Below are 26,219 nucleotides of genomic sequence, written 5' to 3'. Positions count from 1 at the left end.
CTGGACCCGGAACCCTGCGTACCCGTATCGATCGCGGATCCACCACTCCCAGTCGGCGCCGGATTGGGCCTCCTCATAGGAGGTGAAGCGTTGGATCTTGATCTGGCCAGAGTGCTGGATCGCTAGGGCGAGCAGAGCGTTGTCGGTAAAGGTGGGCTCCATAGGCACCAGTCCGACCAACCGCCCCGCAGCCGTGGACCAAGTTACGTTGGCCGCGATCGAACGAAATGACGGGCAGAGCGGTGCGTCCTGGTTCGCTCGCAGGGCCTGAGACTTCCGCTTCCCTGCGGGCGACAACGTCCACGTACCGTGCCCAGATACCGTTTTCGATAAGAGTAGTCCCGCCTTGACGAGCCCGTCCCGGGCGAATGAGGCGTTGTTCTTCCAGACAATTTCTCCCCTCTTGCGCCGCCCGCGGTCGTCGGCCGCAAGACAACCGCCAAACTGCCCTTCCATCACGTCAAGGACCCGGGCTCGGGTGGCGCTGCCGCCAAGGTCCCCCAAGACGATCAAGATCCAGTCAGCGAGTTCGTCATGGGTGATCACAGTTACCTACGCTCGGGGAGTTGACGTTCAGGTGCGACCCGTCCCAGCACGGCTCTCCTGTCTGCCCACCATCAGCACCGGCAGGGAAGCGACGTGCCCGGGGCAATCACTCAGTCGACTCAGGCCGTCTACCGTTCCACTGATTCGACGTCACCGTCAGCGTCGCCCGGTGCCGGCGTCGCCGAAGAAGATACCTCCATGGACATCACGGGCCTGCACCACTGGCCCACTGACGTCACCGGAGATTGAGTTTGCTACTCCGCCCAGACTCGCTGCGACAGCCTTGCTGGCCTGCTCCCATCGAGTGTGGAACTCGGCACCGAACGCTGGGTCCCGCAACGTCTCGCGATGCAGCAGTTCGGCAAGCAGACGAGCGGCATCCGATGACGGCTGGTGAAGCACGGCCTCAATGGCCTCTCGCGCCCCGGGCTCGCGCCGGAATCGCTCTCGCAGGAAGTCGATCAGCGCCGATACTGCCAAGCGACCGCCCTGAGCCAATTCGGTGGTCGTCCACGCGACGAGTGTCGTGGCGGCAGCAAGCAGAAGCGGATCCACTGTCTGTTCACCTCCAAGCGTCCGACCTCGGGCACCCTAAAGATCAACTACAACCACGGCGCTCATCCATCCGCCTGGATGTTACAGACGGCTCGCAACTGCTGGCAGGAGCTTGTGCAACAGATGCCACCGACGACCTCGCGCCAGGCGGCGAGATCCGGTTCCGGGTTCGGCCCACCTCGGCGAGCCTCACACTGAGGCATCTACGACGGGCGCGCTACCGGGTCACTATGATCGGGCATCTGATATCGGCTTGTCCGGCGACTACGCTACGCATTACCCTCCTCACCGACGGCACTGGCCTGTCGTCTGCTTCCCCTCTGAAGGAGGCCGCGATGAAGCTGACCAAGCTCTACAAGGACCCGGGATCGGGTGGCAACGGTTGTCCCACGGTCTACCTGAGTGAGAGCGGCGATCTGGTCGTCCAGGGGAACCTGGTCGATGAGGACACCTACGGCGAGCTGGAGAACGTTCTTCCTGGCGAGGGTGCGGTTCGGATCCCTGCCGAGGTCGTGCTGGGCGCCATTGAGCGCTATCGCGAGTCGGGGCAGCGGTGATCGAGGGTTGACCCATTCCTTTACGTCTCTGGATGACGACGAGTTCAACCGGCTGTTCCGCGACTTCCGTTACACGGCCTACCGGTTGGAGACGCTGCAGCGGTACGACGTGTCGTACGAGCAGGATGAGTTCGCACGGTTCCTGGCCGGTGAGAGCCGTGGGGAGTTTCCCGGGATCGCGGCGTGGTGCGACACCGTGCGGGCGGCTGCGTCGGCCGGCAAGCGCATGCACCGGGTCCACGTCGTCGTCGAGCCACTGTCAGATTACGTGCGGTTCGAGTGCGGCTGGGCCTACGAGCACACCGTCGAGGCGGGCGAGGACGTTCGCCTCATCGTGGTCTCCGGCGACGACTGGCCAGCCGGGTTGCCGCACTACGACTACTGGTTGTTCGACTCCTCCCAGCTCGTGGCGATGTACTACGACGAGGCGGGGCGGTTCGTCTCCGGTGAGCTGATCAGCGAGCCTGAGAAAATTGTGCAGGCCAATCTGTGGCGTGATGCGGCCGTAGCGGAAGCCATCCCCTACCGGCAGTGCGCGGATCAGCTTCAGCCCAGCTCCCCCTAACTTGTAGTTCGCCGTCGGGGAGGAGGCACCGTGCACACCGCGCGCAACGAGTTGTCCGGCGGTGCTGGGGCCGTCGTCCAGGCCGGTACGGTACACGGCGGGGTTAACCTGTTCGGGCGCAGGGAACCGCCTCCCCCGCCGCCTCGCCAGCTTCCCCTCGACACCGCTCGTTTCGTCAACCGCGAGCAGACCCTTACGCAACTGGACGCGACTCTGCCGGCGCACGACGACGCGACAGCAGACGAGGGCACGTCAACGACCATCGCAACCATCGCCGGCGCCCCCGGGGTCGGCAAGACAGCGCTGGCCGTTCACTGGGCCCACCGGGCCCGCACATGGTTCACCGACGGAGACCTCTACGTCGACATGCGCGGCTACGGCCCGGGACCGGCCCTCGACGTCGGACAAGCACTGAACACCTTCTTGCGTGCCCTTCACGTACCGGCCGAACAGATCCCGACGGACACCGACGGACGCGCCGCTCTCTACCGCTCCGCTCTGACCGGCAAACGGATCCTGATCGTGGTGGACAATGTGTCCACGGTCGGCCAGGTCCGCCCACTGCTGCCCGCCACACCGACCTGCATGGCGATCATCACCAGCCGCAGCCGGCTCTCCGGCCTCATCGCGCGGGAAGGAGCGTCACGGATGACCCTCGACGTCCTGTCCCCCGAAGAAGCGATCGCGCTACTCAGCGACAGCATCGGCGGAGACCGTGTCCGCGCCGAACCACAGGCCGCCGGCGAACTCGCTCGCCGCTGCGCCTACCTCCCGCTAGCCCTGCGGATCATCGGGGAACGCATCGCCAATGCCCCCTACGTCACCCTCGCCGAGTTCGTGGCGGACCTCGCGCTGGCCGACCACCAGCTTGACGCCCTCACGATCGGCGATGACGAACTGTCCGACGTACGTGCGGTGTTCTCCTGGTCCTACTCGGCGTTGCCCGAGGATGCGGCGCGGTTCTTCCGGCTCCTCGGGTTGCACGCAGGCTCCGACATATCCGTCGCGGCAGCGGCAGCGGCCGCTGGCGTGAGCTTGCCCCGAGCTCGTAGCCTCCTCGACCAACTCACCGCGGCACACCTCATGCAGAACCCCGCTCGCGATCGGTACTTGTTCCACGATCTTCTGCGTGCCTACGCCCTCGAACGCGCGCAGGCAGAGGAGACACCCGAACAGCAGCGCCAATCACGACGCCGCGGTTACACCTGGTACCTATGGATGGCGGAGGAAGGGCGGAAGATCATCCTCCCCTACTCCCACGCCATCGCCCTCCCCGCAGCCGACCCCGACGTCCCCCTGACTCCTGTCCGCACCGTGGCCGAGGCGATGGCCTGGTTCGAGCAGGAGCGACTGAACCTGCTCGACACCATTCGGCAAGCAGACGAGCTGGGTGACCACGACATCGCCTGGCAGCTGCCCGTCGTCAGTGACGGCTTCTTCGAGCTCAAGTCGTACTGGGCCGACTGGCGCGACGTCCACCTCACCGGCCTGCGCGCTGCGCGCTCGGCTGCGTCACGCCTTGGCGAGGCCGCCAATTTCCGCTGCCTCGGGGACGCCTATTGGCGGATGGAGCAGCGCGAGACCGCCCTCGACTGCTACCGCCAGGGCGTCGACGCGAGCCGTGACGTCGGCGACCACTGGGTGGAAGGATTCTGCCTGCGTGGCCTCGGCCTCATCCACGAGGAACTCGGGCAGATCGACCAAGCCATGGACCTCTACCGCCAAGCGCGGGAGGTCTTCCGCCACCATGGCATCACCCGAGGCGAAGGCATGTCGCTGCTCAGCCTCGGCAACTGCCACCGCGCACGCGAACACCTCGACACCGCCATCGCCCACTACCAGGAAGCCGTCTCCATTCTCGGCAGCATCAACGACCAATGGAGCATCGCCTGGGCTTCCTACCCACTTGGCCTGGCGTACCAGCGGGCCGGCCAACTCGACGAGGCCCTTCGACAGCATCAGCGAGCCCTGGAACTCTTCCGCAGATTCGACGACCGACGCTGCGAGGGCCTCACCCTCGCAGCTCTCGGCGACACCTTCCACGCCACTGGCCAAACTGACGACGCGCAGCGCTGCTGGCAGCAAGCACTCCAAATTCTCGACCCGCTCGGAGACCCCCACGCCAACGCCGTCCGCCGCAACATCGCACAACACGACATGACTAAGGGGCCGTAGCCGGACATGCAGCCATCAACACTGCGGTGGCCCAAGTTCTCTTCACAGTCCGGCGGAGGAGATGCCGGCGCTGCCTGACGCTGATGGATCGCCCGTTCCCCGCACCTGCGATCAGTGGGTACCGGTCGTCTCCCACTGCTTGCTCCATTGGAATGAAGGCACTGGACATCCCGCGCCTGTCGTCGCCGCGAGAGCACGCGCATCAGCAGGCGGCCCGCGCCTACGCCCCGGTATCCGCCGGCTCGTTACCTCGCGTCAGGAGGGGACTACGACCGAAGGCTGGGAGCGCGCAACCGGCCAGTAGTTCGCTCGGGTCGGTCGTCACGGTCTGTGGATGTGCTCCGTCCACGCGGCGCCGTCCCACCAGCGCAGCTGCGCCGGCACGTGGGGGTCCGGGTACCAGCCGGCGCCTGGGGCTGCCGGGGCCGACGCCTGCCGGCGGCCGAGCAGCCGCCCCAGCACGCCTGAGCGTCGTTCGGGGGCCGCGGTGTCGGCGTCCGGCGAGACCGCAGGTGGCGGTGTGGGCGGTTGCCCTGGTGGGGCTGGGGCTGGCTGCGCCGCGGTAGCGGGCGTCGACGGTGGCGCAGGGGTTGGCCGTTGCTCCGGGGCGGGTCGGGCCGGAGCTGCCTGGCCGGTGGACTCCCATGACCGCCCGAGCGGAGCCATCCGCGCGGGCGGGGATGCCGACGCTGGCGGCCCTACCGAGGTGATCGTCGGCTCCGTGCCGGCGACCCGGCTCGCAGCTTGTTCCGTGGTGGTCGAGGTCTGACGGACGGTGTCGAGTCCGGCACGGACCTGCCGGACGGCAGCAGCGTACCGGTTGAAGGGAACGGTGGTGGGCCAGGTGAGCCGGGCCGCGCCGAATTCCTCCGGAGTCGGCGGCCGGTCGAGCGCCTCCTCGAGCTGGACGAATCGGGGGGCCTCGGCGGCCAGCCTCCGGAGGTCCCACGAAAGGCGGTTGCCCTCGATGTCCTCAACCGCGCGGCTGTTGGGCACGTACCGGCCGCCGAGGTCGGTGAAGACCTGATTGCAGAACGCCGCCCGGTCATAGGGCATCAGCTGCACGCGAGTCTGCTCGACCGGTGCCCTTTCGCCGACGGCGGCGTAGAGCGCGGCGAGGTCCCCGCCGAACCACGCATTGGCGACCGGCGCCCCGAGGGTGGCGAACTGCTTGAGGGTAGGGAGCTTGCCGCGGCGGGCGACGGCAAGGTTCACCTGGCGGGCGAGCTCGCGCAGCGGCTCCTCCCAGGCGCGGTTCAGCGCAGTCTCCAGGTTCTGGGCGGCCCATGCGCGGCGGTGCGTGGTAACGATGTCGCGGAGGATCTCGAACCCGTCGCGGCGAACGCCCCCGCCCATCGACATCGTGATGCTGACGCCGGGGCCTGCTTCGAGGACGCGGCGGTCTGCCCACAGTTCCTGCGGGGGTCCCAGCCGCTGCTGCGCGGCGCGCAGATCAGCGAACAGTTGCGGGTCGACCGGTGTGTCAGCGGCGGCGAGGGCCTTGACGCTGCGGCTGTAGAACTCGGCCGCGCCGTCGATGTCGGTGCGGGAGTAGGGGCCCTCGCAGTAGAACCAGCAGGTGAGCGCGATGTTGTTCCAGAAGGTCAGAGCGGGGCCGAACGCAGCGACCATCTCCGCGTGTGGAAACAGCGCCGAGACGATGCGGTCGGGGTAGCGAGGAACGCATGCGCCGTTCCATAGGGCTTCGATGTCGGCGAGCACGGCCGGGGGCAGAACCCGCTCGAGATCGGGACGGGTGAATGGCACGTCCTTGCCGATGTCGAAGCCGCGGCCCGGCGTCAGGTCCGGTGGCGCCGGCATGCCGGAGGCCTGCCGCGCGTGGACGGTGTCGAACGCGGTCCAGTAGCGGCGCAGGACGTCGAGGCGGCGCTGGATTGGGGAACGGATTTCGTCGGTGCCGAGGTAGCTGGCGAGGATCTTCGCGACCTCCGCGACCGGCAGGTTCTTCTCCGCGGCGACCTGCTCGACCTTCGCTGAGGCCTGCACATACAGCCGCGGCTCCGGCAGAGCGGTGGTGATCTCCTCGCTGGCGGCCACGGCCTCGCCGAGGTAGTCCAGCAGCGCCAGCCAGTTGCCGCCGAAGTAGGCGGCGGTCGCTGGTTGCAGCGCCTTTGTCAGTACCACGCGTGCGGTGGGCGCGTCCTTGTTCGCCTTCGCGTAGTACCGGCGCACCAGCGGCCGTAGCACCTCGGCGCGCCAACGGCGGACTGTCTGCCGGCCGACGACCTGGCGGAGCGCGTCGAGCAGCGCCACCTTCGTCGCAATCTGCTCCGCGGTTGGCAGCTGCGACCAGCCGTTGCCCGGACGCATCCGGGTCAGCGTGGACCGCACGTTCTCGCTCGCGAGTCCAAGCGCGGTATACAAGGCGTCGACCGCGGCCCAGGAGGCGTCCCGGGCGGCGGGCTCGAGCGCGCCGGCGTCGGGTCCGCGCAGGATCAGCGGCGCGTAGAGGGCGTTGGCGAACGGAATAAGCAGCGCCCAGCTGGCCAGCGCGTCCGGGCTGCCGCCGAACTCGACGCGTACGGCGTCGGTCGCCGCGGTGTTCATCGCCCACTGCGGCTCGATGGCGTAGTACGCGGGCAGGTTGACCGTTCCTGGCTTGATCGGCGCGGACTCCGGCAGCCACCACGCGCCCGCCGCCTGTTGCGTGGCGAGGTCGAACCCCTCCTTGAGCGCCGCACGGGCCGAGGCGGGAACGTGCCGAAGCGTGAGCGCCCTGGTGGCTCCGGCGGCGGTCACCCGCACTGGGGGCTTGCCTGCGAACGCCGCAGACGTGACCGCGGCCAGCAGCCCGTCCACCGCGGCGAACCGCTTGCCGGCACCGGCCTCGTCCTCGACGGCCAGCCACTCCTCTGCGTCGGTGGTCGCGGCCAGCCGGCGTCCCAGGCTGTCAGTCACGCATGCCTCGCATCACCTCGACGTACTGCTCGAACTTCACCGGGTCGGCGGTGCTGGCCGCGTAGGCGGCGTACCGGGCGGCCAGCGCCTCCCGTTCGCGTTCCGCGCGGCGGGTCTCGACCCGGTCGGCGTCGTACACCACGCGGCTGGCAATCTCGCCGCGCTCGAACAGGACGAAGGCGTCCATCCGGCCGGCCTCGTCACCGCCGGTAGTGCCGGGCAACGGCGGCCGGGTGCCGCCCGGGAGGGCATCGAGCTTCGCATCACCGGTGACTGGGTCCATGTCGTTCTCGGCGTAAAGGGTGTTCAGGTGCTCGTCGAGACCGAGTTCAGCGTGCAGCACGGCGTCGAGGAACTGCTGCTCCGGGCCGACCCGGCCGATCAGCGCCGGGTGGAGCAGCACCCGGATCCCGCGGCCGATGAACTGGTAGAACTCGCTGAAGCTGCCGTACGGGCGCATCGGGACGACAACGCAGATCGGCGGGAAGTCGTAGCCCTGGCCGAGCATCTTCAACTGCACGACCGCGTCCAGGTCGCCGGCATCGGACTCGAATCGCTCACGAACCCGCTTGATCTTGGCGTCAGTCATCGAGTGATGCAACACGTCGCAGGCGATGCCGTGCTCATTGGCGATGCGGGAGATCTGCTCGGCGTGTGCCTGACCCATCGCCGCGAACAGCGCCCGCGGCTTGACCGGGAACAGCAGCTCCCGCTGAGCGCCCAATGCGCTGGCCACGACCCGCATGACCTGACGGATGGGTTCGGTGGACCGCGCGGTAATCCGCGACAGCTTGCGTTCGTCTCCGAGGACAGCGAGCAGCGCGTCGCGTCCAACGATCTCCTCCCGGCGCCCGCCGGGCCACACCAGCTCGTAGGTGGTCACTGCGGTGTCGGGGATGAAAGGCAGCAACCGCAGGTTCTTGGCGTTGCCGTCGGCGATGGAGTCGATCAGCCGGTAGCGGTAGACGACGTCGGCATCGATCGGCTTGCCGTCCAGGCGGGTGAAGCAGGCGCTCATCAGCAGCGACCGGGCACCAGCAAAGTGCGCGAACAGTCGCTGATAGGACTCCGCGGCGGCGATGTGCGCCTCGTCAACGACAATCATGTCCACGTCGCCGGGGGCGAGCTTGGCCAGCAGGTCGTCGGGGTCGTCACCGGTGCCCAGGGAATGGAAGTTGGTCACGATCACGTCGGCGGCGAGCAACTGTTCGCAAGTGACGCGCCGGATGCCGCCGGTGTCCCGGTCGAGCACCCGCACCACTGGCGGGCGGCGGCCGGGGATGAGCGGGCCACCGGGGAGCCCGTAGAGAGCGTTGCCGGGCGCCTGGTGGTCGAAGGCGCGGTCGAACGTGCCTCGGATGACGTTGCCCGGCGTGACGACCAGCGCGCGGCGCCGGGTGAACGCTAGGGCCGCGACCACGCCGAGGACGGTCTTGCCGGCACCGACGCTCATCACGCAGGCGGCCTTCGTGCCACCGGAGCCGTAATAGTTGCCGAGCGCGGTGAATGCTTGCTTCTGACACTCCCGCAGGGTGCGGACGTCAACGGCGGAACGGACGCCGACGAAGTACCCGGAGGACGTCGCCGCCGCGGCGCGCGGGGAGGGCGCCAACGCCCACATCGGGTCGGGGGCCATGTCGGGCGCCTCCACATGGGGATCGGGGACGACGAGGAGAGCAAGCGCGGCGTCGCGGGTGATTACCGCTTGAAGCTGGGCAATGCAGCGGGCGGTGTCGGTGCGGATCGCATCGTAGGAGAACCGAATGACGGCACGGCCGGTGGCGATCAGGTCGTTCTGCCGGAGCCGGTCGTACGTGAACGCCGCACGGGTGCCATGCACGGCGAAGCCGTCGAGCTCGACAGCGACAGTCAGCTCGTCCCCAACGATCTCATAGTCCAAGCGATAGGTGCGCCCGTCGACAGTGACCTCCGCCTGCGGGCGGACCCGAGCGGCGATCGCGTGGGACGCGGCCGGCGTGAGTACCCACCGCAGGAACGCCCACTCGAGAAACGAGTCGCTGGGCAGCACGTCCGCCAGCGACGTGACCTTGCCCGCCTGGGCGGGGATCATCAGCTGTTGTCCTCCGCGGCGAACGCAGCACACCGCTCCCGTGCCCGCCGGGCCGATGGAGTGTCGCCGTTGTCGAACCGGTCGGCGAGCTCAAGCACCTGGGCTGCGTCGCCGAGTGCCCCCTCGGTGAGGTAGAGGTCAAGAAGTGTCCGGAACGCCGTGATGCTAACGAACCGCACCCCGCCGTCACGGTGCTCATAGGTGACCGCGTCGGGGCAGGCCTGGATCAGCTGGAGGTCTAACCAGCCCAGCCGCTCCAGCTCGACGAATGCCTGCGGCCCCTCGGCGCGGCGCGACCACAACAGCGAGACGACCTCCTGGATCGCGAAGTGGTAGTCGGCGGGTTCGCCGGGTAGCTCGAGGGCTTCGGCGAGGGTGCGCAGCACCCGGGCCGTCGTCGCCTTACGGGAATCATCGAGACGGTGAGCACCGGCAGGGGCCTCACTGGTGGTTCCGTTCGGCAGCGGCCAGCTCAGCGACGGCGGCATGTCCGGCCAATGGTCCACCGTCGGGCGGACGCTGCGCTGCCTGAGCTTGGACACGTCCAGCCCTGCCGGCGGGGAGTAGCGGACGCCCGGCACGTCCGCGAAGCGCGGGAACCACAGCGGCGCCTGGGAACTCATCTGACGACCTTCCCCGTAACGGCGCCCGGCAGCGGCGCCGCGTTGCAGAACCAGTACGTAACGTACCGACGGGCGGCTATGTTGTCACGCTGCGCCGCCCCGGCGCACCCTTATCAACGAGCAGCCAGGGTCGCCGACAGACCTTGCCCCGACGCTGCCCGTCAGCCACTCGGCCGGATGTCGTTAATACCACCCGAAAGGGTGGCGGACCTGCATGAATCAGCCGCCCCTCCTACTCTGGCCCCAGGACGGGGGTAGACACGCCGATCGTGGAGGTCCTATGTCGACGAGGATGACGACACCCCCGGAGCGGGGCACTCTTTCGTCGTGGGCCACCGGGCAGCGGAAGCTACGGCCACGACGGTTCACCTCATCTACCGATGGGCTGCGGTTCGCGTTCTACGCCGGATGTCCACGGTCGAATTCCAGGATCGAGTGTCGTCGTGCCGGTGGCAGTGCGGCTACGCCGAAGATCTTGTTGCTGGTCATGGTCGGATTGTGGTCGAGTTCTTCGACGAGGGTGTCTCTCGCCGAATCGCTTGGCCGGATCGGCCGCAGGCGGCACGGCTGCTCGCCGCGCTAGCAGACCCGGCGCGCGGGTTCGACGCGATCGTCGTGGGCGAGTACGAACGTGCCTTTCACGGCCAGCAGCTCGAACAGATGACCCCCACGTTGCTCAGGCATGGTGTGCAGCTGTGGCTTCCGGAGACCTATGGGCCGGTGGACTTCAACAACCCCCGACAGTTGGCGCTGCTGGACCTGCTGGGCGTGCACTCCCAGCGGGAGGTGTCCCGGGCGCAGCATCGCACGACTGCGGCCCTGCGCGCCCAAGCCGAGCTGCAGGGTCGACATCTCGGCGGCCGGCCACCCTACGGCTACCGGCTGGTCGACGCCGGTCCTCATCCGAACCGCGCCCACGCCGCCTGGGGACGCCGTCTGCACCGCCTGGAACCCGACCCGGCCACCGCCCCGTACGTCCGGTGGATCTTCGAGCAGCGGCTCACCGGCCGCAGCGTGGCCAGCATCGCAAGACGGCAGAGGCGCTCGAACTTTCGGCCTGGACCTGCCAGCCCGGCATCTAAGGTGCATGCGGGCGGCACCATCACGACGCAAGCACGCTGACCGCCGGGCGAAAGGATCAGGCCAGCTCGCCTGGCCGGAGAGCACCCGGTGTTGGGCGTCGAGCCGTCCCGGCTTCAAGTGGCGCTTGTCTATCAGCCATCCGACATCGCCGTCTCATTGCCTCGGGTGTCGACCTGACGCAGGCTGGTTGTTCCAGCCGCTAGAAGGGATAGCAGCTTGGGCCAACGGGGAGCGGCAGGATCAGAGCCCCGGGACACGGCAGAGCCATCCGTTGGTCGAGCGGTCGCCCGTGAGGCCTGGCGCCGTGGACAGCTGTTGATCGAGCAGCTGGACCTGTTCGGCTCAGCTCGCAGGGCTGCTGAACATCAGGCGACGGAGCTGTATCGCCAAGCGCATCATGCCGCCGTGCTTGAGCGGCTGCGGAACATGCCTGTCCAAGAGCTGCGGTCGGTGCGGCAAGGTGTGCGAAGCATTCCAGCTCTCGAGCGTGCGGGTTATCGGACAGTCCTGGACGTGCTGCGAGCATCGCACAACGATCTTGTGCGGCTGCAGGGGGTGGGAAATCACAGTGCGGCGGCAGTCGCGGAGGCGGCGCACACGATGCAGCGCCTCGTCGAGCAAGACGTGACTGTCCGCTTGGCCGTCGACGGTAGAGATCCAGGTTTGGATCCGCTGCTGCGCGCTCTGCGGCTGCTTCGCGATATCACACGGCTGCAGGCCGACAGCACCGCCCGGATCGGCTCTCTCACGGACGATCTCCCCGGTGCGCTGCGTAGGGCGAGGCCAGCCACCCGCCTGGCAGGTTTGGTGTTAGCTCGGGCGGCCACCAAGGCGGCTGTGTGGTCCGCAGTCGCGGATGTCCAGCGCCTTCTTGCCAGTCGGCAGGCGAAGGCCGCAGGGGCGCTGCTCACCGAGTGGGAGCGCGCGGCGGCCCAGGCAGGTGCAAGCGGGCACGAGGAGTTGTGGGCGGACTTCGCCCAACATCCAGCGGTCTACACCACGCTGCTGGAAAGGGTCAGCGGTAGGGCTGCAGACGGCGCGGCGGCCCACGGGCACCTGCCACAGGCGTTGCAGAACCGGGCCGGGCAGATCGGTCTGGACTTGGGAAAGCTCCGCGTGACGCTGCGCGGCTATCAGGCCTTCGGAGTGCGATACGCGCTCCTGCAACGGCGATGCATCCTCGGGGACGAGATGGGGCTGGGCAAGACCATTGAGGCCATCGCCGTCTGTGCCCATCTCGCCGCGGCCGGAGAGCGCCACTTTCTCGTCGTCTGCCCGGCCAGCGTGGTCGTCAACTGGCTCGGGGAGGTAGCCCTCCACAGCACGCTGACCGCTCACCGCCTTCACGGGCCGGAGCGCGACGACGCGGTCCGACAGTGGCACGCCGATGGAGGTGTGGCGGTCACGACCTTCGAGACACTGAGTCGGCTTTCCCTACCCGGTGACCTCCGTCCCGGACTCGTCATCGTCGACGAGGCTCAGCAGATCAAGAACCCGAAGGCTCAGCGGTCTCAGGCCGTCGCCGCTTATCTCGCTCAAGCTCCGCGAGCGGTCTTCCTGACCGGTACGCCAGTGCTGAACCGGGTCGAGGAGTTCCGGAACCTGATCCGATACCTCAACCCAGCGGTGGCGGCCACGATCAACATCACCGACGGGTTGGCCGGCGCCGACAACTTCCGCCGCAAGGTCGCCGATGTTTACCTCCGCCGCAACCAGAAGGACGTCCTCACCGAGCTTCCGGACCTGATCGAGGTCGAAGACTGGGTCGAGATGGGTCGAGCTGAAGCGCGTGCCTATCGGCAGGCGGTCCAAGACCGGAAGTTCGCCAGCATGCGTCGTGCTGCCGTGGTGACGAACGAGTCAGCAGTGCCGGCGAAGGTGGAGCGGCTACGCGAGGTGGTGCAAGAGGCCGCAGACAACCAGTGGAAGGTCGTGGTCTTCTCCTACTTCTTGGAGGTACTGGACCGCGTACGCGCGAGTCTGCATGATTCGCCGACTTTCCTGCTCACGGGTGCCATTGCTCCCGCTGCCAGGCAACAGGTCGTTGACGAGTTCAGCGCACTCGACGGTCATGCGGTCCTGATCAGTCAGATCACCGTCGGAGGGGTGGGCCTGAACCTCCCGGCGGCGTCCGTGGTCGTGCTCACCGAACCGCAGCTCACGCCTGCGGCCGAAGAGCAGGCCATCCGACGGTGCTACCGGATGGGGCAGACCCGCGGGGTGCGGGTGCATCGCCTGCTCGCCAGGAACACCGTCGACCAGCGGCTGTTGGAGATGCTTGGACGTAAGACCGCGCTGATCCGCGCGTATGCCCACGACAGCGTCGCGAAGAGAGCGGACCCGTCAGCGGTCGACGGCCGCTACGTCGACCACGGCCTGCTCACCGATGAGGCGATCCCACTTGAGCAGCGAATCATCATGGTCGAGCGGCAGCGGCTCGGGCTCGACAAACGGCCGGTTGGCTGACGGCGCGATGGCGCCGTAGCGCATGCCTCCCAGAGCTGACGGCGGATCCTCCTCAGCTGGCTTGGCAAGCATTCGGAGGTGATCGTGTCGGGGTGGCGCGAGGAAGTCTGCTCGGTGGTCGATGTGTGGAGGTCGGTCGCGGGTGGTACCAGCAGGCCGACGTGGGGGCGAGTGGGACGCGCGCACCCCACTGCCGAGCCGGGTTGGTACCGCGTTGACCTTCGCGGGTCACGTGCCGACATGGAACAGCTTGATGCGCTGCGGGTGGCCGGCCCGACCCTGCCGAGGGGAGATCAGGGAGGGTACCGGCCGCTTGAGGTGATGCAGGAGGGGCAGCAGCTCCGGGTCAGGGTGGCGGATTTCGTAGACCTCGCTGACGCCTATCTGTGGCAGCTGCGGCAGTCTCCCGCGTACCTGCTAGATCGGCTTCGCGAGGTCCTGGCCACCGTAGAGCCGGAGGGTCTGGCCGGAGACCTCGCCGCCGGCCGCCTCTCGCCCGCGCCTCAGCCGCTGGAGCATGTTGCGGGCTTCACCCCAGCACAGTGCGAGGCGTACACATCCTGTCTGCGTCCGGGTGTGCGCCTGGTGTGGGGGCCTCCGGGCACAGGTAAGACATGGGTGCTCAGCGAGGCGGTCAGCTCCCTGATCGCCAGCGGTAAGCGTGTCTTACTGGTGTCGGCTACCAACATCGCCGTCGACAACGCCCTCGCCGGAGTGATTAGGCATCGTCGGCACCGTCCAGGACAACTGATCCGCGTCGGGCCGCCTCATCTGCGGGAGATCGCCACCGACCCCGACGTGTCGCTCGCCCATCTCGTGAAGGCCGCGCTGGCCGAGGCCGAGCAACGACGGCTGAAGGTGCAGAACCAACTGCTGGCGCTCAAGCAGACGGTCAACGAGCTACGCGTTGTTGAAGAGCTCGTCGCCGACTACAACCCGGACGAGCACACAAGCGCCCAGGCGGCGGTTGACCGGGACCGAAACATCCCTCGATTGGCGCAACAGGTGGCGGATGTCGGGAATCACGTCATCGCATGTCGCCACGCGCTGGCGCGCGCCGAGACGGCAGTTCGCAAAGCGCGAGCCGCGGTCGCGGACGCCTCGGAGTCACGAGCCGCTCTGGATGCCTTGGACGACATTCGGCGGCAGGGCGCGCTGGCTCAGCAGGAGGCTGACCAGGTTGCGATGCGGCTGCTCGCCGCTCGGGGCGAGCGCGACCGCACCGAGGCGCAGCTGGCTGCTGTTCAGAGCGGCGGTCTACTGGCGCGGACCCGAGATTGGCGCCAGCTGCAGCATCTGCGGGGGCTGCTTCACCAGCAGCAGGAGATGCTTACCGCGCTCGAGGAAGAGGTACAACGCAACGAGTCTCTCCTCAGCCGGTTCCAGCGATCCAGCGAGCCGAGGGTGGCTGCGCTGGAGGCCGAGGCTCGGTACACCCGCGAGCAGATCGCTGGCCGTGACCACGCTCTGGCCGAGGCGCAGCGAGCCCGCGAAGCGTCGAGCGCTGACCTGTCCGCGGCAATCGCCGAACAGGAGACGGCTCAGCTGCGGCTGCTGGCGGCCGAGGCGGCACCGCGCGCTACACCAGCACAGTTGGCCCTTGTCGAGCAGGCCGATCGTCACGACCTGCCAGCCCAGTACGAGCGTCTGCAGGCGCTGCGCCGTCGCGTCGCTGCCGAAGCGTGTGCCCGGTCCCGCCTCGAGAAGGAGCACGCTAAGGCCCACGACGACTACGACCGTCTCCGCCGGGATGCGGAAGCCACCCTGATACGCCAGGCGCGCCTGATTGCTACCACCCTCGCACGACTGCGTACCGCTGACGTCCTCCTCGACGGGCCCTACGACGTCGTACTCATCGACGAAGTCGGCGCCGCCACCATCCCGGAAACGCTGCTGGCGGTGTCCCGCGCCACGACCACCGCGGTGCTGCTCGGTGACTTCATGCAACTCGGCCCTGTCCTGCCGAAGCCCCTCACCGACAGCAAACGTCCCGACGTACAGCGGTGGCTGTGCGACGACGTGTTCGGTATGTGCGGCGTCGCCGTTGCCGCCGACGCCATCGCACACCCCGGCTGCACCGTGCTCGACGAGCAACACCGCTTCGGACACGACGTCATGCACGTGGCCAACGCCATCGCGTACGACGGCCTGCTGCGCGCCGCACCCACCATCCCGAAGCGGGGCAACGACGACCCGGAGATCGTCCTCATCGACACCGACAGGCTCGGAGACCTCGCCACCGTGCGGGCAACCGGCCGCACGAAGGGCTGGTGGCCGGCGGGTGCGCTCATCAGCAGGGCCTTGGCCGACTATCACCGCTCCCGCGGGGAGACGATCGGCGTCATCACTCCTTACAACCCGCAGGCCGAGGCCACGCTTGAAGCGCTACGCGACCGGGAAGAGACCAGCACCGAGCCCACCGAGGTCGGCACCGCTCACCGCTTCCAAGGACGAGAGTTCGACGTCGTGGTGCTCGACCTCGTCGAGGACGATGGCAAGCCTCGATGGATTGCTCAAGCCAGCGTCTCTCGCGGCGGCTTCGCCCGCGAAGGCCTCAAGTTGTTCAACGTCGCGGTCACCCGTACTAAGAACCGTCTCTACCTCATCGGCAGCCGCGACCTTATCGAGGGAGCGCCGCCAGACACCGCGCTCGCCCACCTCGCGCCGTTACTGGGTGACCCCATTCGCACCGTGCCCGCAGAGCGGCTGATCACCGCACCATCGGTGGCAGAGCCCGACCGCCCCGCTCTCGGAGAGTTCGGGAGCGACCTGGCGGACATCCTGGCCCAACATGTCCGCGTCGCCGAAATTCAGGATGAGAAGCAGTTCTACGAAACCTTCACCGAGCATCTCAACTCCGCACGCCACTCCATCTGGATGTGGGCCACCTGGACGACGAATCGCACCAGGTCCGTGGCACCAGTGCTCGCAGACGCCATCGCACGGGGCGTTCAGGTGATCATTTTCGTCCGAGACGCGCGAGACCACCTACAGGGCACCGCCAACGCGCAGCAGAACCTTGCGACACTCCGCGCAGCCGGACCGATCATCGTCGAGATGTACAAGATGCACCAGAAGATCGTCGTCATCGACGAGCGAGTCGTGCTCCTTGGAAGCCTCAACGTACTCTCACAACGCCAAAGCCGTGAAGTCATGCTCGTGATGGAAGGCGCCCACTTCGCACGCAAGATACTTGAGCACGAAAGTGCGGCTCAGTTCCGTCAGTCACCACCCATATGCGAGCGTTGCTGCAGTACCACCACGCTCGCGTTGCACCGCACAAAAGAAGGCTGGCGTTGGCGCTGCTACGCCCGCGTCGCCGACCCCGCCAACACACGGGCTGCTACCTGCGGCTGGAGTGCAAGTCCGAGCGAGCCGATCGGCGGCGACATGGCGATCAGCCGGAGCTTGCGCTGACGGGTGGGGAGCCCTGCAGACGGTCTCTGACAGGAGTTGGACGCTACTCACAATGCCGGTGTCGCACCGATCGCGTTCCCGCCACGCTCGGCGACCAGTCGCACCAGCCTGCGGAACAGGCCGAGCTGCCGCCCTGTGAACGGAAGATCTACTCCTGGCGGGCTGCCAAGATCACCTCCACCCCGACATGATCCACCATGGACCGGGTACCGAGTTGCGAGACGTCCTCTGGGGCCGATGCCACCGACGACTCAGGGTCCGCCTCTGCTGCACAGGAGATCGTGACCTCAGACCCGTCGTCCGCCCTAATCACACACCCGCCTCGGATCGCCGCGCATCCGCAGGGGCTTTTCAAGTCCTCGAGGCCGGATGCCCCTACTATCGGGTGCTAGTAGTTGCCCTAGGATGGCAACCGCCAGGTAAGAGTGATAGGTGGGCATCGGGTCCACGCCTCCTTCGGGGGAAGGATCGACAGTGTCTTGTCAGCGGCGTCGTCGGGCGGCCTGATTTTGCTTGCTGCATCGTCGCGTCCCGCTTGTCGTCAGCCGTCAGCACGTCACGCCGCACGCTGGGCACTGCGGGTGTGGCTGGCGTTGTTTCCGGCCCTCGTCGTGGCGCTCGGGTTTGCTTCGCCTGCCGCCGCGCATTTCAAGCTGGTCAGGGCCGTTCCGGCCGACGGCGCGCGGATCGATGGCACGGTTCGGGAGATCCGGCTGACGTTCAGTGCCGCCGGCACACCCACGGGTGCGGGTTTCAAGCTCTCCGACGGCATGGGCAACGCCGTGCCTGCGGGCAGTCACACGCCCGACGAGGGCCGCACGTGGTTGGTCCACCCGGGCACTCCCCTGACTGCCGGCACGTTCCACCTGCGGTGGAGCGTCGCAGCACCCGACGCACATCCCCTAACAGGTGTAATCACCTTCGCGGTGGCCTCACCGCCGGGGACGCCGGGAGTGACACCCACACCCCACCCGACGGGCAGCCCGCACGCGCATGCCGGCCACTCTGGGATGCCCTCGACTTTGCCATCGGCGCATCCACGGGGACATGCGGTTGCCCACCCGAGCGATACGGAGCCAGGGCCAAGCATTGTCGGTGCCGTTGGCCGTTGGCTGTGCTACGGCGCGATCCTGCTTGGTGTCGGCGGTCTCGTCTTCGCCCTGACGACATTGGTCGGCACCCGTAGCGACATCCGGGTGGTCCAGGTGTGGGTGCGTTCGGCCGGGCTGGTGGTAGCGGTTGGGGCGTCGCTGGAGTTGGCGGCGTTGGCCGCGGCGTTCAGCGAGCAGGGCACCTTCACCTCGGGCGCCGGTACGCCGGCGCTGGCCGCGCTGAGTCGGACTCCGGTAGCTGCCGGCCTGGTGCTGCGGCTCATGGGCGCGGCCGGTCTATTCGTGTCCGGGACGCTGGAAGCGGCGTTGATCCGGGGACGTCATGCTGTGGGTCGTCACTCGATACCGACGGTCGCCGCAATTCCGACGACCTCACGGTCCTTGGTTGTGGCGGTGGCAGGGGGCGATGCGACGAGTGGGGCGGCTCAGCGCGTGCGAGCGCGGGCTGTTCGCCCGGTGCTGCTGGGCGTCACGGTGATGCTGTTACTGGGCTCTTTCCTCCTCGATGGGCACACCGTCACCGCCGAGCCGCGAGCGGCCGTTGTGGTGGCCGATCTGGCCCACACCATCGCTGCCGCAGTGTGGGTCGGCGGGGTCCTCCTCCTGGCCGTCCTGCTGCTGGGTCGTGCCCGGTCGGGCGTGCCGACGGGCGCTGCGGAGATGGCAGTGCGCTTTTCCATTCCGGCCAGCGCCGCGGTCGTGCTCACCGGCGTGGCGGGCGCTGTTCTCGCACTGCTCATCCTGCAGCGGCCGGCACATCTCGTGAGCACCAGTTGGGGTCGGGTGCTCCTGGTCAAGGTCGCGATCGTCGCGGCGGTTGCACTCGTCGGGCTCTACAACAGTAGGCGCGTGGTACCGAGGTTGGACGATCGCGCCGCGGATGGCACCCGACAACTGCGGCGCACGGTCGTGGCCGAGGCGTTCCTGATGATGGCTGTGGTGGTCGCTACCGCGATTCTGGTGAATTCCGAAACCTAGGTGGAGTCGTCATCGGCCGAGGCTGGTCGGCCTACGGAGGCGATGACCGTTGGAGTCGTGCAACCCCCGGGCGCCGGCGGCGGCTGTGCCGCGCCGGCGCCCGGCGTGTCGCGACGACGGCCAGATCAGCCAACGTGTACCGGCTCGCTGGTCTCGGCCGGCTCCCGCTTCTCCGACCGCAGGGTGAGTCCGGCGGTGACGGCGCCTGCGGCGGCGATGATCCCGGCGCCGAGGAATGCCGCGGAGTAGCCGTCGGTCAGGGCGGCAAGGTCGCCGAGCCGGTCGGCACCGGCGGCGGAGGCCACGGCGGTCATCGCGGCTAGACCGAGCGCGGAGCCGACCTGGTAGCTGGTGTTGACGATGCCGGAGGCGAGTCCGCCCTCCTCGGGCCGGGCGCTGGAGATGGCCGTGCCGAGTGAGGGGATGAACGCCAGCGACATGCCCAGCGCCGCGACCAGCGAGGCGGGCAGGACGTCGACGGTGAAGGTGCCGTTGGGGCGGACCAGGGCGAGCCAGCCGAGTCCGACGGCGAGGACCGCGAGGCCGGTGACGACCATGGGCTTCGCGCCGAACCGGGCGATGGCCCGCGGGGCGATGGTGATCATGCCGATCATGATGAGGATCGTCATCGGCAGCAGCGCGGCGCCGCTGGGGAAGGCGCTGTAGCCGAGGACCTGCTGCAGGTAGAGGTTGAGGAAGAACCACATCGGGATCCACGCGGCCCCGAGGAGCAGTTGGGCGATGTTGGCGGCGGCGAGGTTCGGGGCCCGGAAGATCGACAGCCGCATCAGCGGCTCGCGGCGGGCCGCCTGGATGGCGACGAACGCGGCCAGCGCGACGACAGCGCCGGCGAGGACCAGCCAGGTCTGCCCGGAGGCCCAGCCGACTTCGGGGGCGCGGACGATGCCGTACACGGCGGCGCCGAGACCGACGGTGACCGTGAGGGCGCCGAAGACATCCAGTGAGCCGCGGCGGGTACCCCCGGCGGGCATCAGGAGCGGGGTCGCCAGCAGCGCGAGGGCCGCGATGGGGAGGTTGATGTAGAAGACCCAGGGCCAGCTGACGTACTCGGTGATGACGCCGCCGAGGAAGACTCCGGCGGTGCCGCCGGCGGGTGCTGCGGCGCCGTAGAGGGCGAGGGCCCGGGTGAGTTCCCTGGGCTCGGCACCGAAGAGCATCATCAGCAGGGTCAGCGCCGACGGGGCGATCAGCGCCGCACCAGCACCCTGGACGGCGCGGGCGGCGAGTTCGACGGCGACGCTGTCGGCCAGGCCCGCAGCGGCGGAGCCGATGAGCAGGACGAGCCAGCCGGCGGCGAACATCCGGCGGGCGCCGAGCAGGTCGGACAGCCGGCCGCCGAGCAGCAGCAGGCCGCCGAACGCGACGACGTAGGCGTTGAAGACCCAGGACAGGTTCTCGGGTGAGAAGCCGAGATCCGCCTGGATCCGTGGTAGGGCGACACCGATGATCGAGGTGTCCATGATGACCATGAACTGGGCCAGGGCGATGAGCCCGAGGGCCCACCAGCGCTTCGAGGTGGACGACATGACAGCCACTCCTTCAGGTACCCCTAGGGGGTATAGGTAGTGGCAAGTTTGTACCCCCCATCGGTATCTACCGTCAAGTGATCCGGATGACATCCCCAGCGCGCCGCTGGATTAGCCGAGATCTTGAGACAGATACCGGGGAGGGGTATCTTCAGTCCTGTGGGACGGCATACAACCGACCGTCGCCAGGACGGGGCCTTGCGCACCGTCACGCCATCGTCTGCGACACCGAGGAGATTCCATGTGCGGCAATGAATCGAGCTGCGGCTGCGGCACCGTCACGATCGACAGCGCCCCGGCAGCCCAGAACACCAGCAGCGGCGCCCGGAGCACCTACCAGGTGTCCGGCATGACCTGCGGCGGATGCGCCAAGAAGGTGACCGGGCACCTCTCCGAGATCGCGGGCGTGACTGACGTTCAGGCCGACGTGGCCACGGGCACCATCACGGTGCTCAGCGAGAACCCGTTGGACACCGCCGAGGTCCGCGCGGTCGTGCAGCGAGCCGGCTACCAGCTCGTGGACTGAGCCGCGGGCATCCCGCATCCCCAGGGCGCTGGTGGGTGCCCTGGGGATGCAGCCTTGCCATCCGTCCCGGCGACGAGGAGAACGAGTTGACCATCAACGATCAAGCCCGCCAGGATGAGCTCGTCGTGTACGGGACCGGCTGGTGCCCGGACGTGCGACGCAGCCGAGCGCTGCTCGACGCCGCCCGCGTCCCGTACGTGTACGTAGACGTCGATGAGGACCAGGCCGCGACGCACCTGATCCGTGGTCTGCAGCAGGGGCAACGCCGCATTCCCACCCTGGTCTGGCCGGACGGGAGCTTCCTGGTCGAGCCCACCGACGACCAACTGCGCGCGCACCTGGCCAGCAACCGCCATCAAACTGGTGGCCTCGCCAGCTGACGCCTCCACCGCGCCCGCCGGAGTCCGCGCCGCCTAGAGACAGGTGATGACTGCGGCGAGCATGCCGATGCCCACGGGCGCCCCGAGGGCGACCGCGGCGAAGGCGGTCCGAGTCGCGAGATTGCGGCCGTGGGGGGTACGCGACTGAAGCCGCTGCAACCGGATCCCCACCTCTCCCCCGGCCATCGACAGGGCGGACGGCGGGTGGGGCGCACCAGCGAAGCTCAAGAGCGCATCTCGCACAGCCGCCTGGCCGCACTCCCTTACGGCTGCGGCGTCCGCGCGCAGCTCGACGAGCAGGCGGACCGCCGTGGGTGCTTCCCGCGTCAGCGGCAGCCAGGGGACGGCCGACGCGAGCCCTTCCACGGCGGACACCAGCAGGTGGTGGCGCTCGCGCAGATGGGCCCGTTCGTGGCTCAGCACCGCGGCGAGCTGATCCGCCGGCAGGTCTCGGGTGCAGCTGGCGAGGACGGTCAGGCCGCCGGAGCCGCCGAGGCTGTACGCCAACGGGGTGGCGTGCGGGATCCACAGCACCGCCCTGGCACCGGGCTCGGCCGCGCCGCCGGAGAGAGTCAGCAGATCCGCGTGAGCGCGTCGGGCGCGACATGCCGTCCGTGTGCGGCGGACGCACGACGCGGCAAACTTCATGAACGCCGCGAACATGGTCAGAGCGCCCGCCGCCCCGAGGACCTCGCCGAGGGCCTGCGGGCGACTGGGCTGCGCCCAGTGCCAGCACAGCCGGGCGAGGTCATGCAGTGCCCACTCGTGGGCGGCGCCCGGGGCGAGCAGCACGGCGACGGCGACGCCGAAGGTGGCCGTCACGGCGACGATCAGCCCGAGCCAGCCGAGCAGCACGGCGACCGGGTCGGCGACGTGGCGGAAGCAGAATCGCAGCGCGACGGGCCCCCACCAGGCGGCGGCCACGACACCAGCGACCAGTGCCAGCGCGACGCTCACGCCCCGGGCTCCCGCTCGTGCAGCACCTGCTTGAGGATGTGCAGTTCCCGATCCGAGGCCGACCTGGCGAAATGCAGAAGCACCAGGTCGGGGTCCGTACTGGTCTCGAGCACCTGGCGCAGCGTGCGAGCGGCGATCTCCTCACGGCTGCCGGCGGGGCGATAGCGGTATGCCTTGCCATCCTTCTCCCGCGCCGCCCAACCCTTGCGGTGCAGGTTGTCGAGCACAGTGAGCACGGTCGTGTAGGCCAGAGCACGGTCGGCGGTCAGTGCGTCGAGGACCTCTCTGACCAGCAAGGGCTGGTCCGCCCGCCACAGGACGTCCATGACCGCCGCTTCGAGTCTGCCCAGCTCTGCCACGTGCGCTCCCTTCGTGCCCGCAAGGGTACGCGGGGCGGCCCGCCAGGCCAGCAGGGCGTGCCGGAACCGTGACGGCTGGCGAGCGCAGAGTCCCGATACCTCAGGAGCGTCCCGCTGTCCCAGGACGACCTCAATGGTGGCCCATATTCACGAGAGGCGAAAAAGTTGCATTCCGCAAGCCCGAAGACCTGTAAGGCCACCGCCGGCCGGGTGGAGGTCTGCAACTCCGCCTACGGCAACAACGGCTGGCTCGGCATCGCCTCGATCTCGGTCACCGGCGGCACCCACATCACCCAGAGCCCGTGAAGCTGAACGACACCTACTTCAACACCGCCCAGTACAACACGCCGGCGTGGCGCAACCTCGCCACCTGCCAGGGGGTCGGCCACACCTTCGGCCTGGACCACCAGGACGAGAACTTCAACAACGCCAACCTCGGCACCTGCATGGACTACACCAACGACCCGAGCACCAACCAGCACGACTACGACGAGCTGGTGACCATGTACTCGCACGTCGACTCGACCAGCACGGTTGGCTCCGCGCCGGCCAACGCGTCGGGCGGCAACTCCCCGGAGTCCTGGGGCACGCTGGTCAGCGGCTCGCGCGCTGACCGGCACTCCACCTACGTCCGGCACTTCGCCGACGGCACCATGGTCTTCACCCACGTGATCTGGGCCTGATCGTCGGGTCGACCGCGGTGGAGGGATCCGTCGTCGGATCGCCGAGCCGCATCGTGGCCCCTCGCCAGAACGGCGAGGGGCCACGGTGCTGGTCAGGCCGAGTAGCCGCGCGAGGCGGACCAGTTCGCCAGGTCCGCAGCCGAGATCCAGTAGGTGCCGTCGCCGACGGGCTGCCAGGGATCGGCGATCTTGAGACGTCCTCCGTCGCTGTCGTAGCCGACCACGGTCAGGTAGTGCCCGACGGGGAAGGACCGGGTGATGCCTTCGGCGTCCACGGCGGTACCGATGACATTCACCACCGGGATGCGCTGCTCGTCGATGGCCTTGGTGAGGTCGGTCCTGAGCCGGGTCACCTCGTCGGCGCTGGCCGATTCGTTGGGAATCTCCACGGTCTTGTACATCTGCCTGCCCAGACTGTCGTTGAGCACGCGGGTGATCTCGAAGGCCGAGGCGGTGCCGGCGAAGGTGGTGCCGAGCTCGCTCGCCAGCTTGTCCTGGTCTTCCATCTTTCCTTGCGCGCTCAGTGCGATCCGCGTGGAGGCAGGACCGCAGTAGTAGATGTTGGGCTGCGCCTGGAACGTGTAGTCGTTCACCTGCTTGGCAGAAGCTGCTCTGGCTGTCGCCGCGGCAGCCGGGGCGGCATAGGCAGCTGTCGCCGGACCTGCGGCGATCATGCCGGCAAGAGCCACTCCCGCTGCGGCCACGCATTTTCTCACCATGGCAAAGTTGTGTGTGTGGCTGACCGAAAGCCGTCGGGCAGGGTTGTTCATGTATCGCCTCTCCTCGGGGAGCCGCGGCGGTCACGGACCACTCACCGCTCTTCTCGGGTCGGCACGCGCCTGCGAGCCGGATGTGCGCATGCCGGAGCGTCCGGCTCCGGCATGCGGTGAGCACAACTTGGCGGCACGGGGCCCACATTCCACCCGTGAGTCCTCGGCCACAGGGACACAGCACTCAACGGCCCAGCAAGGGTCCGGCCGGGCTCGAAGCAGAGTTCGGGCCCGGCCGGACGGGTACGTGCCTACAGGCGGTCGAGGATCTTCTGGAGGGTCTGCACCTCCGCCGCCTGGTCCGCGGCGATCTTGGCGGCGAGAGCCTTGGCGTCTGGGTTGCTGCCGTTGGCCTGTTCGGTCTTGGCCATCTCGATGGCGCCGTTGTGGTGGGCGATCATCATTTCGGCGAACTTCTTGTCGAAGTCGGTGCCCATGGCGGCGGTGAGGTCAGCCATCTCCTGGTCAGACATCATGCCCGGCATGTCGGAGTTCATCCCCGGCATGTCATGACCGGGCGAGGCCGACATCCCCGGCATGTTGTGGCCGCTGGGCGCAGACGTGGGCTTGCCCCACGCCGTCAGCCAACCCTTCATGGTGGTGATCTCGGGATCCTGGGCGGCCTTGATCTTGGCGGCCAGATCCTTCAGCTCCGGGTCCTTCGCGCGGCTCGGGGCGAGGCCGGCCATCTCGACGGCCTGCTGGTGGTGCGGAATCATCATCTGGGCGAACATGACGTCCGCGTCGTTGAACGTACCGTTCGCCGCGGACGAGGCGCCGGTCGACGGGCTGCTGCTGGCGTGGTCCATGCCGGCCATGTCGTCGCCCCCGCCGCAGGCGGCGGTGACGAGCAGAGCAGACAGGGCGACACCGGCAAGGGCGGTCCGGCGCAGGATGTTTCGCTTCATCGAGTGAATGGTCCTTGTCGCTAGTGGTTGGCAGAGGGTCCTGTGCTGGGGAGCCCGGCGGCCCCGAGGGTCTATGTCCGCAGGACCGACACCGCGGTCATCTGCAGTCCGAGGCGAGGTCGGGATGGAGGGTCGTATCCCCGACCTCTCGTCCAGTGCCGGGCGCGTGCGGATAAAGGCAGATCCCGTCGGCATCGCCGGAGCATCGACAGGGAGGCGAGGACGACCGCCGCGCCGAGCACCGCCAGACATACGGCGAATGCGTCGACGCCGTGACCGTGGCCGTCCGAGCCGCTGGGGCTGTGCTCCCCTGCCGGCGCTACGGGTGCGTGGTGCAGGTCCGCCATCGTGCTTTCGACGCCGGAGCCTCCGAGATAGGGATGGTGTCCGACGGTGTGCATACCGAGAACGCCGAAGGCCAGGGCGACGAGCAGCATCAGCCGCAGGGGCGCGTGCTGCTCCGGCCCGCTCGACGCGCCCACCTTCGCGCTTTTCATGCTGTACCAGGATAGTCGGTGCAAATCCGCCTGCCGGAGATCGAGGTCCGCGGACGCCGCGTCAAGGGGTCAGGTTCGGGATGTCGAACCAGCTGAACGGTGGCCACGGCAGGTTGCGCAGCACGGTGCTGTAGAGCAGGAAGGCGGCACCGTAGACCCAGTAGACGCGGGGCGAGAACCGCAGCGCGGGCAGCTCCCGCCCGAACCAGGCGACGCCGGCCCAGCGAATGCCCGCGTAGAGAAGGAAGGGAACGGCGATCAGGGCGGCCAGGTGGTGGCGGGCCGCTTCGAGGAGGTCGCCGTGCAGCAGGTAGTAGAACATCCGGGTGCCGCCGCAACCCGGACCGTTGATGCCGGTCATCGCGTGCCAGAGGCAGGGGCCGGTGGGGTCGGCGACCCGGTCGGTCGGATCGAAGCGAAGAACGAACGCCGCCGCCGCGCCGACGGCACCGGCCAGTGCGAGAGTCGCCGCGCGCTGCGTCGCGCGATGGGGGGAACCCGCCACCTGTCGCATCGCCACCTCCT

At 68.3% G+C, this 26,219-nt stretch carries 23 protein-coding genes and 1 pseudogene; 11 read left to right on the top strand and 13 right to left on the bottom strand.

Annotated features, from left to right (window positions below):
* Nucleotides 1-546 (bottom strand): hypothetical protein (locus ACIBPB_RS31140; RefSeq protein ID WP_396842921.1); only part of this gene is annotated, 546 nt, incomplete at its 3' end.
* Between the two features lie 156 nt (nucleotides 547-702).
* Nucleotides 703-1,101 (bottom strand): hypothetical protein, encoded by a 399-nt coding sequence (locus tag ACIBPB_RS31135; protein WP_128136011.1) that lies wholly within the window; start codon nucleotides 1,099-1,101, stop codon nucleotides 703-705.
* Nucleotides 1,102-1,436: 335 nt separating this feature from the next.
* On the opposite strand from ACIBPB_RS31135, the gene ACIBPB_RS31130 reads away from it, so the two are divergent.
* Genes ACIBPB_RS31130 through ACIBPB_RS31120 form a run of 3 tightly spaced genes read left to right on the top strand, consistent with a single transcriptional unit; the run spans nucleotide 1,437 to nucleotide 4,398 of the window.
* Nucleotides 1,437-1,658, top strand: a complete 222-nt coding sequence (locus ACIBPB_RS31130) for a hypothetical protein (protein WP_013476092.1) — start codon at nucleotides 1,437-1,439, stop codon at nucleotides 1,656-1,658.
* 7 nt (nucleotides 1,659-1,665) lie between these two features.
* Nucleotides 1,666-2,223 carry a DUF6879 family protein gene (locus tag ACIBPB_RS31125; RefSeq protein WP_013476091.1) on the top strand — a complete coding sequence of 186 codons (558 nt, stop codon included), beginning with the start codon at nucleotides 1,666-1,668 and terminating at the stop codon, nucleotides 2,221-2,223.
* Between the two features lie 30 nt (nucleotides 2,224-2,253).
* Nucleotides 2,254-4,398 (top strand): tetratricopeptide repeat protein, encoded by a 2,145-nt coding sequence (locus ACIBPB_RS31120; protein ID WP_013476090.1) that lies wholly within the window; start codon nucleotides 2,254-2,256, stop codon nucleotides 4,396-4,398.
* A 321-nt stretch (nucleotides 4,399-4,719) separates the two neighbouring features.
* Here the strand turns inward: ACIBPB_RS31120 and ACIBPB_RS31115 are convergent, their stop codons facing one another.
* The 3 genes from ACIBPB_RS31115 to ACIBPB_RS31105 are packed head-to-tail and all read right to left on the bottom strand — an operon-like array spanning nucleotide 4,720 to nucleotide 10,011.
* Nucleotides 4,720-7,317, bottom strand: a complete 2,598-nt coding sequence (locus ACIBPB_RS31115) for a DUF2510 domain-containing protein (protein ID WP_013476089.1) — start codon at nucleotides 7,315-7,317, stop codon at nucleotides 4,720-4,722.
* A complete protein-coding gene (locus ACIBPB_RS31110) occupies nucleotides 7,310-9,388 on the bottom strand; it encodes a DEAD/DEAH box helicase family protein (protein ID WP_013476088.1) in 2,079 nt (692 codons plus the stop codon). Before ACIBPB_RS31110 ends, ACIBPB_RS31115 begins: the two co-directional genes overlap by 8 nt.
* On the bottom strand, nucleotides 9,388-10,011 hold the full coding sequence (locus ACIBPB_RS31105) for a hypothetical protein (RefSeq protein WP_013476087.1): 624 nt from the start codon (nucleotides 10,009-10,011) through the stop codon (nucleotides 9,388-9,390). The genes ACIBPB_RS31110 and ACIBPB_RS31105 overlap by 1 nt, the downstream gene beginning before the upstream one ends.
* Before the next feature lie 408 nt (nucleotides 10,012-10,419).
* On the opposite strand from ACIBPB_RS31105, the gene ACIBPB_RS31100 reads away from it, so the two are divergent.
* The 3 genes from ACIBPB_RS31100 (at nucleotide 10,420) to ACIBPB_RS31090 (ending at nucleotide 16,977) form a co-directional block, all read left to right on the top strand.
* Nucleotides 10,420-11,133: a recombinase family protein gene (locus ACIBPB_RS31100; protein WP_085983669.1), complete on the top strand. Its 714-nt coding sequence runs from the start codon at nucleotides 10,420-10,422 to the stop codon at nucleotides 11,131-11,133.
* 276 nt (nucleotides 11,134-11,409) lie between these two features.
* Nucleotides 11,410-13,560 carry a DEAD/DEAH box helicase gene (locus ACIBPB_RS31095; RefSeq protein ID WP_227457214.1) on the top strand — a complete coding sequence of 717 codons (2,151 nt, stop codon included), beginning with the start codon at nucleotides 11,410-11,412 and terminating at the stop codon, nucleotides 13,558-13,560.
* A 240-nt stretch (nucleotides 13,561-13,800) separates the two neighbouring features.
* Nucleotides 13,801-16,977 carry an AAA domain-containing protein gene (locus tag ACIBPB_RS31090; protein ID WP_128136010.1) on the top strand — a complete coding sequence of 1,059 codons (3,177 nt, stop codon included), beginning with the start codon at nucleotides 13,801-13,803 and terminating at the stop codon, nucleotides 16,975-16,977.
* A gap of 68 nt (nucleotides 16,978-17,045) precedes the next feature.
* On the opposite strand, the pseudogene ACIBPB_RS31085 reads toward ACIBPB_RS31090, so the two are convergent.
* A pseudogene (locus ACIBPB_RS31085) lies at nucleotides 17,046-17,158 on the bottom strand (IS5/IS1182 family transposase); the annotation flags it as partial.
* Nucleotides 17,159-17,558: 400 nt separating this feature from the next.
* Between ACIBPB_RS31085 and ACIBPB_RS31080 the strand changes: the two are divergent.
* Nucleotides 17,559-19,067 carry a copper resistance CopC/CopD family protein gene (locus tag ACIBPB_RS31080; protein ID WP_013476083.1) on the top strand — a complete coding sequence of 503 codons (1,509 nt, stop codon included), beginning with the start codon at nucleotides 17,559-17,561 and terminating at the stop codon, nucleotides 19,065-19,067.
* Between the two features lie 125 nt (nucleotides 19,068-19,192).
* Here ACIBPB_RS31080 and ACIBPB_RS31075 read toward each other — a convergent pair whose 3' ends face one another.
* Nucleotides 19,193-20,614, bottom strand: a complete 1,422-nt coding sequence (locus tag ACIBPB_RS31075; protein WP_013476082.1) for an MFS transporter — start codon at nucleotides 20,612-20,614, stop codon at nucleotides 19,193-19,195.
* A 241-nt stretch (nucleotides 20,615-20,855) separates the two neighbouring features.
* Between ACIBPB_RS31075 and ACIBPB_RS31070 the strand changes: the two genes are divergently transcribed.
* Both ACIBPB_RS31070 and ACIBPB_RS31065 read left to right on the top strand, forming a co-directional pair.
* Nucleotides 20,856-21,140 (top strand): heavy-metal-associated domain-containing protein, encoded by a 285-nt coding sequence (locus tag ACIBPB_RS31070; protein WP_013476081.1) that lies wholly within the window; start codon nucleotides 20,856-20,858, stop codon nucleotides 21,138-21,140.
* Between the two features lie 86 nt (nucleotides 21,141-21,226).
* On the top strand, nucleotides 21,227-21,520 hold the full coding sequence (locus tag ACIBPB_RS31065) for a glutaredoxin domain-containing protein (protein WP_227457211.1): 294 nt from the start codon (nucleotides 21,227-21,229) through the stop codon (nucleotides 21,518-21,520).
* 33 nt (nucleotides 21,521-21,553) lie between these two features.
* Here ACIBPB_RS31065 and ACIBPB_RS31060 read toward each other — a convergent pair whose 3' ends face one another.
* Together ACIBPB_RS31060 and ACIBPB_RS31055 are read right to left on the bottom strand one after the other, a co-directional pair.
* Nucleotides 21,554-22,477, bottom strand: coding sequence for a M56 family metallopeptidase (locus tag ACIBPB_RS31060; RefSeq protein ID WP_013476079.1), 924 nt, complete (start codon nucleotides 22,475-22,477; stop codon nucleotides 21,554-21,556).
* A complete protein-coding gene (locus ACIBPB_RS31055) occupies nucleotides 22,474-22,836 on the bottom strand; it encodes a BlaI/MecI/CopY family transcriptional regulator (RefSeq protein WP_013476078.1) in 363 nt (120 codons plus the stop codon). The genes ACIBPB_RS31060 and ACIBPB_RS31055 overlap by 4 nt, the downstream gene beginning before the upstream one ends.
* Nucleotides 22,837-23,001: 165 nt before the next feature.
* On the opposite strand from ACIBPB_RS31055, the gene ACIBPB_RS31050 reads away from it, so the two are divergent.
* Nucleotides 23,002-23,142 (top strand): hypothetical protein, encoded by a 141-nt coding sequence (locus ACIBPB_RS31050; RefSeq protein ID WP_168168220.1) that lies wholly within the window; start codon nucleotides 23,002-23,004, stop codon nucleotides 23,140-23,142.
* On the top strand, nucleotides 23,139-23,519 hold the full coding sequence (locus ACIBPB_RS31045; RefSeq protein ID WP_049800113.1) for a hypothetical protein: 381 nt from the start codon (nucleotides 23,139-23,141) through the stop codon (nucleotides 23,517-23,519). The genes ACIBPB_RS31050 and ACIBPB_RS31045 overlap by 4 nt, the downstream gene beginning before the upstream one ends.
* Nucleotides 23,520-23,611: 92 nt before the next feature.
* Here the strand turns inward: ACIBPB_RS31045 and ACIBPB_RS31040 are convergent, their stop codons facing one another.
* The 4 genes from ACIBPB_RS31040 to ACIBPB_RS31025 form a co-directional block, all read right to left on the bottom strand.
* Nucleotides 23,612-24,289 carry a C39 family peptidase gene (locus tag ACIBPB_RS31040; RefSeq protein WP_013476077.1) on the bottom strand — a complete coding sequence of 226 codons (678 nt, stop codon included), beginning with the start codon at nucleotides 24,287-24,289 and terminating at the stop codon, nucleotides 23,612-23,614.
* Nucleotides 24,290-24,540: 251 nt separating this feature from the next.
* Nucleotides 24,541-25,197: a DUF305 domain-containing protein gene (locus ACIBPB_RS31035; protein WP_013476076.1), complete on the bottom strand. Its 657-nt coding sequence runs from the start codon at nucleotides 25,195-25,197 to the stop codon at nucleotides 24,541-24,543.
* Between the two features lie 71 nt (nucleotides 25,198-25,268).
* Nucleotides 25,269-25,694, bottom strand: a complete 426-nt coding sequence (locus ACIBPB_RS31030; RefSeq protein WP_084213002.1) for a hypothetical protein — start codon at nucleotides 25,692-25,694, stop codon at nucleotides 25,269-25,271.
* A 61-nt stretch (nucleotides 25,695-25,755) separates the two neighbouring features.
* Nucleotides 25,756-26,208: a DUF2752 domain-containing protein gene (locus tag ACIBPB_RS31025; protein WP_013476075.1), complete on the bottom strand. Its 453-nt coding sequence runs from the start codon at nucleotides 26,206-26,208 to the stop codon at nucleotides 25,756-25,758.
* Nucleotides 26,209-26,219 lie beyond the last annotated feature (11 nt).

This window comes from Micromonospora sp. NPDC049836 (genome assembly GCF_044465125.1).
In the GTDB taxonomy this organism is placed as follows: domain Bacteria; phylum Actinomycetota; class Actinomycetes; order Mycobacteriales; family Micromonosporaceae; genus Micromonospora.
This window is presented reverse-complemented; position numbering and strand designations above follow the sequence as displayed.